Here is a 14,034-nt window from a genome sequence, read left to right on the forward strand (position 1 = left end):
ACCATGGCCGACCGCACCGACCCCGGCCCGTACATCGCCTTCCTGCGGGCGGTCAACGTCGGCGGCCGCAAGGCGCCGATGGCCACGGTGCGTGAGCTGTTCGGCGAGCTGGGACTGAAGGACGTCCGCTCCTACATCGCCAGCGGCAACGTCTTCTTCCGACCGGCGGACACCGGGCGCGGCGCCGTCGACCGCTCCGCGCTGACCTCGTCCATCGAGGCCCAGCTCGCCGAGGGGCTCGGCTTCGAGGTGCCGGTGATGGTCAGGACCGCCGGCGAACTGGAGGCGGCCCTGTCAGCCGCCCCGTTCGACGGAATCGAGGTCGCCCCGGAGATCCGCCTGAGCCTGGCCTTCAGCTCACAGCCGCTGACGGGCCTTCAACTCCCGCAGCGCTCCCCAAGGGCGACTGGGAGATCCTCGGGGCGACCGCGGGGGAACTCTTCGTGGTCCTGCACCTGCCCAACGGCCGTATGGAGGGCAACCCGATGGCCTCCATCGAGAAGACCCTCGGCGTACGGCTCACCTCCCGCTTCCACCACACCGCCGCGAAGATCCTGGCAGCGGCCCGGGGGTAGCCGTTCGGCTCCGGCGTGTGCCTGGCAGGTCGCGCAGTGCCCCGCGCCGCTGATAGTGCGACTTACTCACCATGGTCCAGTTGCAGGACCATAGGGGCGCGGGGAACTGCGCGCCCAGCCCGGACGTCCCGCAGCCGAGCTCCGGCAGAAGTCCTGCTAACCCTCGACCGCCTCCCGGATCACAGCCAAAAGCTCCCGCAACCTCTCCCGATCCGCCGCATCCAACCCCCGCGTCGCCGCCGCCAGCGCCTCCCGGTCCACCGCCTCCGCCTCCAGGTGCCGCTCGCGGCCGACCTCCGTCAGCGTCAGCAGGAACGCCCTGCGGTCGACCGGGTGGCGCACCCGCGCCACCAGCCCCTCCCGCTCCAGACTGTCCACCACCGTGGTGGTGGTCCGCGCGGCCACGCCCAGCATCTCGCTGAGATCCCGCATCCGCAGCGGCTCCGGGGACGCCGCCAGCATCCGCATGGCCCGCACCCGGGCCACCGACGCGCCGCACTCCCGCAGCCGCGCGTCGGTGAAGGCGCGCAGCCGCACCGTGGTCGCGAAGAGCTCGTCCACCAGGATGTCGCTGCTGCCGGGTGCCTTCATCAGCACGCCCCTTTTCTGCATCCGCTTCTTGGCGCGAAAAATCTTGTGAGCACGCACATAGTGAGTATGCTCAGTACTATGTTCCTGCGCTGACACTGCCGTCACGATCATCCACCATGCGCCCACAGGACCGTTCCCCATGGCTCACCGCCACCTCAGCCAGCGCGTCGTCGTCCCCGTCATGTTCGTCGCCACCGTCTTCATCGTCATCGTGGACGGCGCGATCACCACCGTCGCCCTCCCCGCCATCGCCCGACAGTTCCAGCTGGCACCCGCCCGGCTGGACGCCGTGGTCGTCGTCTACCCGGTCTGCGTGGGAGTGGCCGTCCCCGCCTCCGCCTGGCTCGGCGACCGCTTCGGCGGCAAACGCCTGCTGCTGGCGTCGATGGCCCTCTTCGCCGCATCGTCCGCCCTGTGCGGGGCCGCAGGCAATCTCGGCACCCTGGTCGCCTTCCGGGCGCTGCAGGGCCTGGCCGGCGGACTGCTCACGCCCGTGGCCGGCGCCCTGCTGTTCCGTACCTTCTCGGCACGGGAACGGGTCCGCGCCTCCCGGGTGCTGATCTTCCCTCAGCAGATCGCCCCGGCCGTGGCCCCCATCCTGGGCGGAGTGCTGGTCGACGGCCTGTCCTGGCGCTGGGTGTTCTACGTCAACCTGCCGCTGGGGCTGGCCGCCGTGCTCTTCGGCCTCGCCTTCCTCGAACCGCACCGCCCCGAGCAGCACGGACCCGAGCAGCACGGCCGACGCCGCTTCGACCTGCCCGGACTGCTGCTCTCGGCCGGCGGTCTGGCCGGGCTGACCTACGGCATCTGCGCCGGCTCCGACCACGGCTGGACCTCGCCGGGCATCCTGCTCTCGCTGCTGACGGGGGCCGCCCTCCTCGCCGCCACGGTCCACGTCGAACTCCGCACCCGGGACCCGATCCTGCGGCTCACCCTGTTCCGCGACCGGCTGTTCCGCGACTGCAGCGTGATCTCGCTGATCGGGCTCATCCCCATCCTGGGGGCGATGTTCCTCGGCCCGCTGTTCATCCAGGACGCGCTGGGCGGCAGCGCGATGGACTCGGGCACCAGCACCTTCACCGAGGCCTTCGGCGTGCTGCTCACCGTGCAGGTCGCCGGGGCCCTCTACGCCAGGGTCGGGCCGCGCGCGATCATCGGCGGCGGGCTGCTGGGGGTGGCCGCCGTCCTGGTGCTCTTCTCCACCTGCGATCTGCACACCAGCCTGTGGACCTTCCGGCTCTACATGTTCCTGCTCGGCGTGGCCATGGGCGGGGTGTTCATGCCCACCACGGTGGCCTCGATGAGCACCATCTCCAAGGCCGACATGGCGCAGGCCTCGACCCTGAACACGGTCGTCCGGCAGACCGCGGGGGCCCTGGCACCCGCGGTGGTGACCACCCTGCTGGTCGCGGGCGGCTCCGGGGCAGCCGGCTCCGGCGGCGCCGGCCCCTCGGTGTCGACGTACCAGGACGCCTACCTGGTGCTCGCCGGGATCGCCCTGCTGTCGGCACTGTATGCGTTCACCTTGCGGGACGGCCCCGCCCGGCAGGCCGCGACCAGCGGAATCCCCGAGCCCGCCGAACCCGCGCCGGTGGGCTGACCCCCGCGGCTCCCGCGCCGACGTCTCAGCCGGGCCCGCCCCAGTCGAGCGTCGGCGCGAGGACCCCTTCCAGGGTCAGCAGCCAGCGCTTCACCTCCATGCCGAGCGCTCCTCCGCCGAACCCGCCGATGCCGTCCGCCGCCACCACGCGGTGGCACGGCACCAGCAGGAACAGCGGGTTGGAGCCCATGATCTGGCCCACCGCGCGCGCGGCCAGCCCGCCCTGGTCCAGCACATCGTCGAAGACGCCGCTGCGGGCGGCCAGTTGGCCGTAGGCGATGGTCTGCCCGTAGCGCACGGTCCGCTGCAGCGTCTGCAGCACGGACCGCTGCGGCCCGGCCGCCGTCGCACGCCAGTCGATCGGCAGGTCGAAGGCCTGCCGCCGCCCGGCGAAGTACTCCCCGAGCCGGGCGGCGACCAGGGCGGCCTTCTCCTCGTCCCCGGCCCGGACCGCGTCCGCCCGGCCCCCGTCAGCGCCGACGCCGTCGCCGAAGGTCATCCCGACCACCCCGCCGTCGGTTATCCCGACCCGGACCGCGCCGCTGGGCAACGGCGTCGGCACGGAGAACCACGACGCGGGTACGGATCCGGCGGAAACAGGCCCGGTGGAGACGGGAACGGACATGGGCGCGACCCCCTTCAGGCTCTCAAAGCCGCTGCAGCCACCACGCTACTTCGCGGCACTGACAACCGGCCGGGCCCGCACCCAGGTCCGGTCCTCGGTCAGGTAGGTCTCGACCGACAGCCCGGCTCCGGCCAGCGCCTCGGCGAAGGCCTCGTCGGTGAGCGGTCGGGAGAGGAACACCTGGGTCCAGGCCGCGTCCGGGAAGACATAGTCGAACTGGACCGACCGCACCCCGTCCCCCACCGGCTCGGACGAGGCCAGCCGGAAGACCGCCTTCCCGCCGTAGGCCGGACGTTCCCAGGGGGCCCTCTCGTGCCACCCCTCGCCCTCCTTCTGGAACAGCACGCAGCCGTCGTCGGCGACATACCGGCGGCAGGTGCGCAGCAGCCCCTCGCGCACCGCCAGGTCGCCCGCGTGCACCAGGAAGGAGGCGAGCATCACCACGTCGAAGCGCTCGCCGCCGAGGTCGAGGTCCTCGATCGGGCTGCGCACGGTCCTGGCCCCGTGCACCCGCTCCAGCATCTCCGCCGACTCGTCCACGGCCGTGACCGTGAAGCCGCGCTCCAGCAGCGGATGCGTCACCCGGCCGACGCCGCACCCCAGTTCCAGGATCGAGGCGCCGGCCGGGACCGCCGCCTCGATCACGTCCGGTTCCTCACCGATCGGCAGCCGCTCGTACAGCTCCACCGCGCAGCCGTCCGGGGTGATCGGCCCCGGCCCCGTGCCCGCATAACCGGTCCGCATCCGTCGAGTCGTCATGCAGGCCATCCCAACATGCCGTCAGTGGGTCTGGCCAGTGGGCCGGACCACGACCGTGTTCACCTCGACCCCGGCCGGCTGCCCGAGCGCCCACACCACCGCGTCAGCGATATGATTCGGCGTCAGCACCGGTCCTGCGGGCACCTCGTGGCTGGGGTGACTGCTCCAGAACGGGGTGTCCACCCGCCCCGGTGCGATCAGGGTGACGCCGACCCCGGAGCCGGTCACCAGCACCCGGGCGTTCTCCGCGAGCGAGGTGAGCGCCGTCTTGGAGACCGAGTACATGTTCCCCGGAGTGTTCTTGATCCCGGCGGTGCTGCCGATCAGGACGATCCGGCCGCCGCTGCGGGTCAGCTCCGGCAGCGCGGCCTTGATCAGCACGGCCGGGGCCAACACGTTGACCAGCAGCATCTCCCGCCACTGCTCGGGGTCGCCGTCGGCGAGGTTGTCGTGCGTCGAGAAGCCCGCGTTGGCGATCACCGCGTCCAGCCGGCCGAACTCCTGGACGGTGGCGCGTACGGCGCCGCCCACGGAGGCGTAGTCGGTCGGGTCGGCAGCGATCGGCAGCAGCACATCCCGTCCCGCTCCGATCTCCGCGGCGAACCGTTCCAACCGCCCCTCGTCCCGCCCGGTGACCCCGACCCGGTGCCCGGCGGCGAGCAGGTGTCCGACCGTGGCGGCGCCGATGCCGGTGGCACCGCCGGTGATCAAGGTGACGGGCTTGGCGGTGGTGTCACTCATCCTGACTGCTCCCCCTGGTAAGGATCTTCAAAGCAGTCATTGTGCAGCACGACCGCCGACGCACCACCGAAAACCAGTCGCATCCGGCACACCGCACCCTGCATGATGCTCGACATGTCCAGCTACGTCATCGCACTCGAGCCCGCAGTCGCGGGCGCGATGACCGCTGCCCTGGCACTGGCCCTGGCACTGGCAATCGCGCCGGCACCCGCGTTCGCGGACGCCGCAGCAGCAGCCGCGGCCTTCGACGGCGCGCGAAGCTGACCTTCCCCGGGATGTCCCGGGACCTCGGACGGGGAAGGTCGGCCCCGCCCCTGAGGTCCCCACCCGCCAGTCCTCGGAGTCAGCCGCTGAGCTTCCCGAGGCCAGTCACCACCAGGATCCAGCATGTCCAAGCAGAACTACCTGCGCACCAAGCCGCACCTCAACATCGGCACCATGGGCCACGTCGACCACGGCAAGACCACCCTCACCGCCGCCATCACCAGGGTCCTCGCCGACCGGGGCAGCGGCAGCTTCGTGCCGTTCGACCGGATCGACCGGGCCCCGGAGGAGGCCGCCCGCGGGATCACCATCAACATCGCCCACGTCGAGTACGAGACCGCGACCAGGCACTACGCCCACATCGACATGCCGGGGCACGCCGACTTCGTGAAGAACATGATCACCGGCGCCTCCCAGCTGGACGGGGCGATCCTGGTCGTGTCCGCCCAGGACGGGGTGATGCCGCAGACCGCCGAGCACGTCCTGCTGGCGCGTCAGGTCGGGGTCGGGCACATCGTCGTCGCGCTGAACAAGGCCGACGCCGGCGACCCCGAGTTGCTGGACCTGGTCGAGCTGGAGGTGCGCGAGCTGCTCACCACCCAGGGCTACGACGGCGCCGGGCTCCCGGTGGTCCGGGTGTCCGGACTGCGGGCGCTGGAGGGCGACCCGCAGTGGACGGCGGCGATCGGCGAGCTGCTGGACGCGGTGGACACCGCCGTGCCCACGCCGGTCCGCTACACCGACGCACCTTTCCTGCTGCCGGTGGAGAACGTACTGACCATCACCGGTCGCGGCACGGTCGTCACCGGTGCGGTCGAGCGCGGCCGGGTGCGGATGGGCGACCGGGTGGAGGTGCTCGGCCTCGGCGGCGAGCAGCTGACCTCGGTGGTCACCGGCGTGGAGACGTTCGGACGCACGATGGAGTACGCCGAGGCGGGAGACAACGTCGCGCTGCTGCTGCGCGGCGTCCAGCGCGGGCAGGTCCGCCGCGGTCAGGTGGTCGCCGAGCCGGGTTCCATCGCCACCCACACCCGCTTCAGCGCGCGGGTGTACCTGCTGGGCACCGCCGAGGGTGGCCGGCGCACGCCGGTCAGCAGCGGCTACCGCCCGCAGTTCTACCTGCGGACCGGTGACGTGGTCGGCGACGTGACGCTGGCCGGCGAGCACGAGGCGATCGGGGTGGCCCGGCCCGGGGAGACGGTCGAGCTGACCGTCGAGCTGGGGCGGCCGGTCCCGCTTGAGCCCGGTCTGGGCTTCGCCGTCCGCGAGGGCGGCCGGACGGTCGGCGCGGGCAACGTGACCGCGCTGCTGGACTGAGCAGGGCCTGCCGGGCAGAACCCGCTGGTGGAAGGCCCTCCGGGCCGATACGGGCGGCACAGGAATAGATCACCTGGGCCGCCCGTTATTCGGCCTGTATAGTTGAAGCATCAACTAGCTAGGAGAAGTCAGCCATGGCCGCCATGCAGTTCGGGATCTTCTCGGTCGGGGACGTCACCGTCGACCCCACCAACGGTGTCAAGCCGACCGAACACGAGCGGATCAAGGCCATGGTGGCCATCGCGCTCAAGGCCGAGGAGGTGGGCCTGGACGTCTTCGCCACCGGCGAGCACCACAACCCGCCCTTCGTCCCGTCCTCCCCCACCACCATGCTCGGCAACATCGCGGGCCGCACCGAGAACCTGATCCTCTCCACCGCGACCACGCTGATCACCACCAACGACCCGGTGAAGATCGCCGAGGACTACGCGATGCTGCAGCACCTCGCCGACGGCCGCGTCGACCTGGTGATGGGCCGCGGCAACACCGGCCCGGTCTACCCCTGGTTCGGCAAGGACATCCGCGAGGGCATCAACCTGGCCGTCGAGAACTACGCCCTGCTGCGGCAGCTGTGGGACAACGACGTGGTCGACTGGCAGGGCAAGTTCCGCACCCCGCTGCAGGGCTTCACCGCCACCCCGCGCCCGCTGGACGGCGTCGCGCCCTTCGTCTGGCACGGCTCCATCCGCAGCCCCGAGATCGCCGAGCAGGCCGCGTACTACGGCGACGGCTTCTTCGCCAACAACATCTTCTGGCCCAAGGAGCACTACCAGAAGCTGATCGCCTTCTACCGCAAGCGCTTCGCGCACTACGGCCACGGCACCCCGGAGCAGGCCATCGTCGGCCTCGGCGGCCAGGCGTTCATGGCGAAGAACTCGCAGGACGCGGTGCGGCAGTTCCGTCCGTACTTCGACAACGCGCCGGTCTACGGCCACGGCCCCTCGATGGAGGAGTTCATGGCCGAGACGCCGCTGGTGGTCGGCAGCCCCCAGCAGGTGATCGAGCGCACCCTGGCCTTCCGTGAGCACTTCGGCCACTACCAGCGCCAGCTGTTCCTGATGGACCACGCCGGGCTGCCGCTGAAGACCGTGCTGGAGCAGCTCGACTTCCTCGGCGAGGAGGTCGTCCCGGTGCTCCGCAAGGAGTTCGCGATCGGCCGCCCGGCCGGCGTCCCGGACGCGCCCACCCACGCGGCCCGGGTGGCCGCGAAGGCCGCCGAGGCCGAGGCGACCGAGCCCGACGCCGCCACCGTCTGACAGCCGCACATCCGTTCAACCGTTCAACCGTTCGCTCGACCGTTGGAGGACCCCGTGACCGCCCCCGTCCGGATAGCCGTCGTCTCGGCCGGCCTCAGCCAGCCCTCGTCCACCCGGCTGCTCGCCGACCGCCTGGCCGAGGCGGTCCGGCTGGGGCTGGACGGGCAGGGCCGCGAGGTGGAGATCCAGATGGTCGAGCTGCGCGAACTGGCGCACGCGATCGCCGACAACCTGGTCACCGGCTTCCCCGGCCGCGCCCTGCGCGACGCCGTGGAGACGGTGACCGGCGCGGACGGGATCATCGCGGTCACCCCGGTGTTCAGCGCCTCGTACAGCGGGCTGTTCAAGTCCTTCTTCGACGTCATCGAGAACACCGCGCTCGCCGGGAAGCCGGTGCTGATCGCCGCCACCGGCGGTACCGCCCGGCACTCGCTGGTGCTGGACCACGCCCTCCGCCCGCTGTTCTCCTACCTGCGCGCGGTCGTCCTGCCCACCGGCGTCTACGCGGCCTCGGAGGACTGGGGCTCCGGCGACACCGCGCTGACGGACAGCCTGCCCGGACGGATCACCCGCGCCGCGGGCGAGCTCACCGCCCTGCTCGGCCGTGCCGCCCCGGCCGCGCCGTCGCACTCCGCCGACGACGAGGACCTCGAGTTCCTCCCCTTCGACCAGCAGCTCGCCGCCCTGCGCCCGAACGCCTGATCCGCCGTCAAGCCGACTGCACCAACGGGAGCCCGAGTCCCTCCAGGACCTGGGCTCCCGGCAGTTCCGCGAGCAACTCCCCCGGAATCCACAGTTTCGACCCCCGGATCCCGGACCCCACCACGACCCGCGAGTGCGCCGCGACGGTCGCGTCGACCAGCACCGGCCAGTCGTCGGGCAGCCCGATCGGGGTGATGCCGCCGTATTCCATCCCCGTCACCGCCAGCACCGCGTCCACCGGCGCGAACGACGCCTTCCGCGCGTCCAGCAGCCTGCGCACCCGGCCGTTGACGTCCGCCCTGCTGGTCGCGGTGACCACACAGGCCGCGTAGCTGGTGGCCCCACCCCGCTTCCCGGCCACCACCACGCAGTTGGCCGAATCGGCGAGGGCGACCCCGTAGCGCTCGCAGAAGGCGGCGGTGTCGGCCAGCTCCGGATCGATCCCGGCAACCTCCACCCGGGCAGCGGCCGCCTCCGGCCAACCGCGCAGAGCGGCGGCCACCGGCGGCGCCAGCAGTTCGGGACGGGTCAGCGCCGGGGCGAGATCAAGTGCGGTGTCCATCCCCCCATGCCATCAGCTCCACCCCTCCGACGCCAAGTCCCGCCCCAACCCCGCCGACCCCTTCAACCGGCCGGACGGATGCGCACCACACCCTGCCCGGTCCCAGGCGGCATCGTCAGCTGCCGATACGGCAACTGCGCCACCGCCGCCCAACTACCGGCCCCGCCGCCCCCACCCGGGTCAGCCGCCCTAAGTAGCTTTGCGAATCTTCCCCCAAGGCAAGCGAAAAGTGCCGCCGAGTGGCAGACTGACATCTCGCAGTCATGAATCAGTGAAGCGGTGATTGTAGCACTTCATCACCCGAGAGTACGATACGAATAAGACGTTTACAGAAGCGATCTTCACCAGTGCCCAAATGCAACCATAAAGGGAATGCGGCTTACGAGATGCGCTCTTTTCCGAACTTGGCCGACGCCATGGAAGAAATGGCGGTCGCGCTTGCAAAGGAAGGCGAGTTGGTTCCGCCTGTTCGAGACGGATCCTCCGTCGGGTCATCCTTCGGGCAGTCCGCCAGGGCCACACTTGAGCTTGTGGGTCATGCATTCAGGCTTGAAGATCCACAGGCTGTTCTGATTGATCGCCCCAGCCGCCCCATCAATGTTCCCTACGTTTTCGCCAACACGCTTTGGGCGACTTCACGATCCGACCTGGTCGAGGACATCGGTTATTGGAACTCGCGGGCGCCGAGCTTTTCGGATGATGGCCGCACCGTGCGGAGTGCGGCGGGCCCACGGGTCTTCGGTGGGCAATTCCAGTCTGCACTGAAGCGCCTGCGCGATGATCCTTCGACCCGACGCGCCGTGATCATTCTCCTCACCCCTGATGACCTTATGGCGGATACACGAGACATTCCTTGCACTTGTTCACTGCAACTCATCATCAGAAAGTCGCGCCTGGAGGCAGTCGCCACGATGAGATCCCAATCGGCAGTCATGGTGATGCCCTATGACATTCCTTTGCTGACCAGCATCCAGTGTATCGCGGCAGCGGAACTCGGAATTGAACCGGGATCTTTCGTCCACTTCTCCTCGTCGCTGCATGTGTATGAGGATGAGATTGCCACCCTGGAAGAGGCAGCGAGCGGAGGCGTCTCCTCGGTTTCAATTCCCCCGATCCCCTCCTTGGCTGAATTTGACAGGCTTGCCGGATTTTCAAGCGACATGCGCCAGTCGATCAGCAATGGAACGATCCGCGAACTTGCCTCCAGTATCACGTCGGGCGACGAAATGGATTACGGCTCAATTGTCCGACTAGTACTCCTGGGCGAAGCTCTTTGGCAGGAAGGGGCCACGGGCGAAGCCGCGCATATTTGGTCAATGGCAGGCCGGGTGGGGAAGTTGGCCGCAGCGAGGCACGCTAGCGAGGATGCTGCACGGGGACGGGCATGAACAGGCGCAGAAGAGAATCGCGGGACGGCGGTGGAATTCTGGCTCGATCTGCAATCCTTGAACGATTGGAGACAGGTGAGATCTTCGCCCCCGACACCTGGACCGAAAGCCAACTCGGGAACGCAGCTTACGAAGTGCGACTCGCCGGTGACCTCATGTTCATCCCGGGTCCAACGGGGGAGCATGTCAAGTACAACGTCGGCGAATACCACCCCGACGCGATAATTCTGAAGGAAGGAGAGGTGGCCCTCGTCTCCACGGTCGAACGATTTCGACTTCCAGCGGATATCGGCGCCTACATAGGCACCAAATGGAGCCTCGTCCGACGTGGATTACTCGTACTGACTGGAAGCTTCGTCAATCCTAGGTTCGGACTGCAACTGGTAGGGAATTCCTGGGAGCCAAAACCCGATGAACGCCTGCACTTTTTAATCGTCAACCTCGGATCCGAACCGCAGGCAATTTCTCCCGGAATTACATCGCTGGTATCGCTGCAGTTTCACAGGGTGCTCGGGGATCCGGGGACTGATGCGACTCCGTCGACCCAGAGACTGATCGCCGATGATTACGAACCCAATGCCCCCGCCGCAGCTCTCTCCTTGTTCCCGGAGCTGAAGCGGCAGCGTGAAGCCATCGAGGAGCTGAGAGTCGGCGTCGAGAAAATTGAGAACGGATTCTCACCGCTCATCACATTCGGTGTATATCTTCTCGCCGTAACGTTTCTCGGTGTCGTCCTGAATTCGTCGCTGCAGCTTGCCACGGATCATCGGGTAGCCGCTTTGGCGAGAGACATTCCCCACGACTGGCCCTTTACCCTTGTGGCAGTATCAGCAATTGCAGGTATCGCATTGGTCATCAAGAAGATCGTGGATGCCCTGGTTGCGGTACTGACTGCGGCGACCACAGCGTTCGGCAATCGGAGAAGGCCACGGTAGTGCCGGCTATGTGAGCCACTGGCCAGGAAAGCTCCCCAGGGGTCTGGGGCGGAGTGGGTGCTCAGGGCGTTGCCGGCGGCGGAGGTGTGCCGGCTGCCTCGCCTGCGTGGGGGGCGAAGAGGTGGAAGATCTCTACGGCGGTGGTGCTCGCAGGGGCGCACCACTGGAGCAGCCTGGCCTCGCGGGGAGCCAGCAGGTGTTTGAAGACCCTGCGGCCCGGCGGACACCTGGTGATCTCCGACGCCCACCCGCTTGTGCCCTACCTCGTGCCCACGCTCCCCCGCCGCCCCGGTCCGGACGGCCGCCCCTCCTGGCCGAGTACCACCGCCCGCTCAGCGCCTACCTCACGGCTGCGCTCCCGCTCGGCTTCCAGGTGCGGCAGTGCAAGGAACCCCGCCGTCCAGGGGAGTTCGTCGGCAGCGACAACGACACCACGGCGGAGCCTCTCCCCGTCTCCATGTCCTGGGACCTGCTGCGCCGGTACCCACGAGCCACGGACGCAGCGCTGGGCGGCATGCCGGCCGCGGTCGTCTGGCACTTCCAACTCGAAGGCCTGCCGAGGAGTTGACCCGGGTCTACTCCATCGACTCCCGAATGCGGTCCAGTGTCCGACGGCCCATGGTGCTCACCGTCGGGTTGCTCTCGGCGTAGTACCAGACCAGGCCCATCGCCTGCTCGAAGGCCCAGGCCTTGCCGCGCTCCCACTCGAGGTCGTCGCTTTCCAGTTCCCGCCGGAGCACCTCCCGCGGGCCCCGCCGCAGCAGGTGCCAGGCGCTGACCAGGTCCAGCGCGGGGTCGGCCGGGCCGAAGCCGCCGGTGTCGAGCACGCCGCCGAGCCGGTCGCCCGCGACCAGCACATTGCCGGGGATCAGGTCACGGTGGCTCATCACATCCGGGCTCGTGCGCGGTAGTTCTCGCAGCTGGCTCCACATCGCGCGCAGCCGGTCCACGTCAAGCAGCCGCTCGCTCTCCTGGAAGCACTTCTCCATCCAGGCGTCATGGTGCGTGAGGACGCCGCCGCGACCTCCACCGCTGAAGTGCCGCCCCTGCGTATCGGCGTTCCGGAGAGCGGCGATGAAGGACGCGAGGTCCGCCGCGAAGGTGTGCGAACGACTAGGGTCCGCGTCCGAGGCGACCGTGCCCGGCAGCCACGTCTGCACCGACCAGGGCATGGGGTAGCCGGCTCCCGGCCCTCCCAGGGCGACGGGTTCCGGGACGGGGAACGGCGACACCTGCGCCAGCTCCGCGCCCGCCCGGGCTTCCCGCTCCAGCGCCGCCAGCACCTCGGCGGCATCGGCCCGCCGCAGCGGGAAACGTGCGGAGAGGTCGTTCCCGATGCGGAAGACGGCGTTGACCGTGCCGGACGACCGCAGGGGCCGGATCTCCCTGCCGCTCCACTGCGGGAACTGGTCCCCGATCAGGTTCGCCACTGTCCCGGTGGTCACATCCACTTGATCATCGTGCATGGTCGTCCCTCGTTCGGGGACGGCCCTGCGCCCGGAGGCCGGTGGGCTTCCGGGCGCAGGGCCGTCGGCGGGTCGGGCGCAGTGCAGGCGGCGGCTCAGACGCAGGGCCGTCGGCGGGTCGGGCCGCAGTACAGGCGGCGGTGCAGGCCGCGGTTCAGACCGCCGTGCGCTGGTCGGTCGGGCGGCGGCGCAGCGGGGGGTGCTGGAGGGCGGGCGAGCTGTGGCCCATGTCGAGCGCCCCGACGTCGGTGCCAGGGGGCACGATAGCGTCGATCTCGTCGAGGAGGTCGTCGCTCAGGGTGGTCTCGGCGCCGGCGAGCACGTCGTCGAGGTGCTCCATGGTGCGCGGCCCGATGATCGCCGAGGTGACGCCCGGGTGGGCGATCGCGAAGGCCATGGCCATGTGGGTCAGCGGGAGCCCCGCCTTCGCTGCGGTGAGCAGCAGTTGTTCCACGGCGTCGAGCCGCTGCTCGTCCCGCATGTGCTGGAAGCCGAAGCCGGCCCGGTGGGTGTCGGCCGGCCGGTCCTTGCGGTAGCGGCCGGTGAGCAGGCCGCCCGCGAGCGGGCTCCAGACCATGGTCCCCATGCCGTAGCGCTCGGTGACGGGCAGGACCTCGCGCTCGATGCCGCGATTGAGGATCGAGTACGGCGGCTGCTCGGTGCGGAACCGCACCAGGCCGCGCCGCTCGGCGACCCACTGCGCCTCGACGATGTCCGAGGCGGGGAAGGTCGAGGTGCCGATGGCCCGGACCTTGCCCGCGCGGACCAGGTCGGAGAGGGCGGAGAGGGTCTCCTCGATGTCGGTGTCGGGGTCGGGACGGTGCACCTGGAAGAGGTCGACGTGGTCCGTCCCCAGTCGGCGCAGCGAGTCCTCGACCGCGCGGACCAGCCAACGCCGGGAATTGCCACGCTGGTTGGGGTCGTCGCCCATCGGCAGATGGGCCTTGGTGGCGAGGACGACATTGTCCCGGCGACCCTTGAGGGCCTTGCCGACGATCTCCTCGGACTCGCCGCGCGAGTAGGCGTCGGCGGTGTCGACGAAGTTGATGCCGGCGTCGAGCGCCTTGTGGATGATGCGTACGGAATCGTCGTGGTCGGGGTTGCCGATGGCGCCGAACATCATCGCGCCGAGGCAGTACGGGCTGACCTTGATACCGGTTCGGCCAAGCGTGCGGTACTTCACGGTTCTCCTCATCGGTGGCCTGGGTCCGCCGCGCACACCATGCTCGCGCAAGCGGAGCGCCGTTCAGTAT

At 69.5% G+C, this 14,034-nt stretch carries 15 protein-coding genes and 1 pseudogene; 9 read left to right on the top strand and 7 right to left on the bottom strand.

Annotation, left to right across the window (positions count from 1 at the left end; genetic code table 11):
* Positions 1–3: 3 nt before the first annotated feature.
* Positions 4–378 (top strand): annotated as a pseudogene (locus tag TR46_RS44280) (DUF1697 domain-containing protein); the annotation flags it as partial.
* 65 nt (positions 379–443) lie between these two features.
* Positions 444–575 (top strand): hypothetical protein, encoded by a 132-nt coding sequence (locus TR46_RS45055; RefSeq protein WP_269084261.1) that lies wholly within the window; start codon positions 444–446, stop codon positions 573–575.
* 156 nt (positions 576–731) lie between these two features.
* Here TR46_RS45055 and TR46_RS15835 read toward each other — a convergent pair whose 3' ends face one another.
* Positions 732–1,223, bottom strand: coding sequence for a MarR family winged helix-turn-helix transcriptional regulator (locus TR46_RS15835; protein ID WP_369405993.1), 492 nt, complete (start codon positions 1,221–1,223; stop codon positions 732–734).
* 82 nt (positions 1,224–1,305) lie between these two features.
* On the opposite strand from TR46_RS15835, the gene TR46_RS15840 reads away from it, so the two are divergent.
* On the top strand, positions 1,306–2,766 hold the full coding sequence (locus TR46_RS15840) for a DHA2 family efflux MFS transporter permease subunit (RefSeq protein WP_042400748.1): 1,461 nt from the start codon (positions 1,306–1,308) through the stop codon (positions 2,764–2,766).
* A 25-nt stretch (positions 2,767–2,791) separates the two neighbouring features.
* Here TR46_RS15840 and TR46_RS15845 read toward each other — a convergent pair whose 3' ends face one another.
* From TR46_RS15845 to TR46_RS15855, 3 genes are read right to left on the bottom strand one after another with little or no spacing between them, the layout of a single operon-like run.
* Positions 2,792–3,391, bottom strand: coding sequence for a methylated-DNA--[protein]-cysteine S-methyltransferase (locus TR46_RS15845; protein ID WP_052432848.1), 600 nt, complete (start codon positions 3,389–3,391; stop codon positions 2,792–2,794).
* Between the two features lie 45 nt (positions 3,392–3,436).
* Entirely contained in the window at positions 3,437–4,135 is a 699-nt protein-coding gene (locus tag TR46_RS15850) for a class I SAM-dependent methyltransferase (protein WP_042400752.1), read from the bottom strand.
* A 36-nt stretch (positions 4,136–4,171) separates the two neighbouring features.
* Entirely contained in the window at positions 4,172–4,891 is a 720-nt protein-coding gene (locus TR46_RS15855; protein WP_042400755.1) for an SDR family oxidoreductase, read from the bottom strand.
* 114 nt (positions 4,892–5,005) lie between these two features.
* On the opposite strand from TR46_RS15855, the gene TR46_RS42340 reads away from it, so the two are divergent.
* The 4 genes from TR46_RS42340 to TR46_RS15870 all read left to right on the top strand — a co-directional run bounded on the left by TR46_RS42340 (position 5,006) and on the right by TR46_RS15870 (position 8,430).
* Positions 5,006–5,155, top strand: a complete 150-nt coding sequence (locus TR46_RS42340) for a hypothetical protein (RefSeq protein WP_161790141.1) — start codon at positions 5,006–5,008, stop codon at positions 5,153–5,155.
* A 123-nt stretch (positions 5,156–5,278) separates the two neighbouring features.
* Complete coding sequence (tuf, locus tag TR46_RS15860) at positions 5,279–6,472, top strand: elongation factor Tu (protein ID WP_042400758.1); 1,194 nt, start codon at positions 5,279–5,281, stop codon at positions 6,470–6,472.
* Between the two features lie 143 nt (positions 6,473–6,615).
* The gene (locus TR46_RS15865; RefSeq protein ID WP_042400951.1) at positions 6,616–7,728 is read left to right on the top strand and encodes an LLM class flavin-dependent oxidoreductase; all 1,113 of its coding nucleotides are present in this window, start codon (positions 6,616–6,618) and stop codon (positions 7,726–7,728) included.
* A 54-nt stretch (positions 7,729–7,782) separates the two neighbouring features.
* The gene (locus TR46_RS15870; protein WP_236655344.1) at positions 7,783–8,430 is read left to right on the top strand and encodes an FMN reductase; all 648 of its coding nucleotides are present in this window, start codon (positions 7,783–7,785) and stop codon (positions 8,428–8,430) included.
* 7 nt (positions 8,431–8,437) lie between these two features.
* Here the strand turns inward: TR46_RS15870 and TR46_RS15875 are convergent, their stop codons facing one another.
* Positions 8,438–8,992, bottom strand: a complete 555-nt coding sequence (locus TR46_RS15875) for a YbaK/EbsC family protein (protein ID WP_042400764.1) — start codon at positions 8,990–8,992, stop codon at positions 8,438–8,440.
* Positions 8,993–9,396: 404 nt separating this feature from the next.
* Between TR46_RS15875 and TR46_RS39480 the strand changes: the two genes are divergently transcribed.
* Together TR46_RS39480 and TR46_RS41135 are read left to right on the top strand one after the other, a co-directional pair.
* Positions 9,397–10,380 (top strand): thymidylate synthase, encoded by a 984-nt coding sequence (locus TR46_RS39480; protein WP_161790142.1) that lies wholly within the window; start codon positions 9,397–9,399, stop codon positions 10,378–10,380.
* Positions 10,377–11,315: a dCTP deaminase domain-containing protein gene (locus TR46_RS41135; RefSeq protein WP_152626516.1), complete on the top strand. Its 939-nt coding sequence runs from the start codon at positions 10,377–10,379 to the stop codon at positions 11,313–11,315. The genes TR46_RS39480 and TR46_RS41135 overlap by 4 nt, the downstream gene beginning before the upstream one ends.
* A 575-nt stretch (positions 11,316–11,890) precedes the next feature.
* On the opposite strand, the gene TR46_RS15880 is transcribed toward TR46_RS41135, so the two are convergent.
* A complete protein-coding gene (locus tag TR46_RS15880; protein WP_042400767.1) occupies positions 11,891–12,781 on the bottom strand; it encodes an aminoglycoside phosphotransferase family protein in 891 nt (296 codons plus the stop codon).
* Between the two features lie 154 nt (positions 12,782–12,935).
* Positions 12,936–13,964, bottom strand: coding sequence for an aldo/keto reductase (locus TR46_RS15885; RefSeq protein WP_042400770.1), 1,029 nt, complete (start codon positions 13,962–13,964; stop codon positions 12,936–12,938).
* Between the last annotated feature and the right edge of the window lie 70 nt (positions 13,965–14,034).

Source organism: Streptacidiphilus carbonis (assembly GCF_000787775.1).
Taxonomy (GTDB): domain Bacteria; phylum Actinomycetota; class Actinomycetes; order Streptomycetales; family Streptomycetaceae; genus Streptacidiphilus; species Streptacidiphilus carbonis.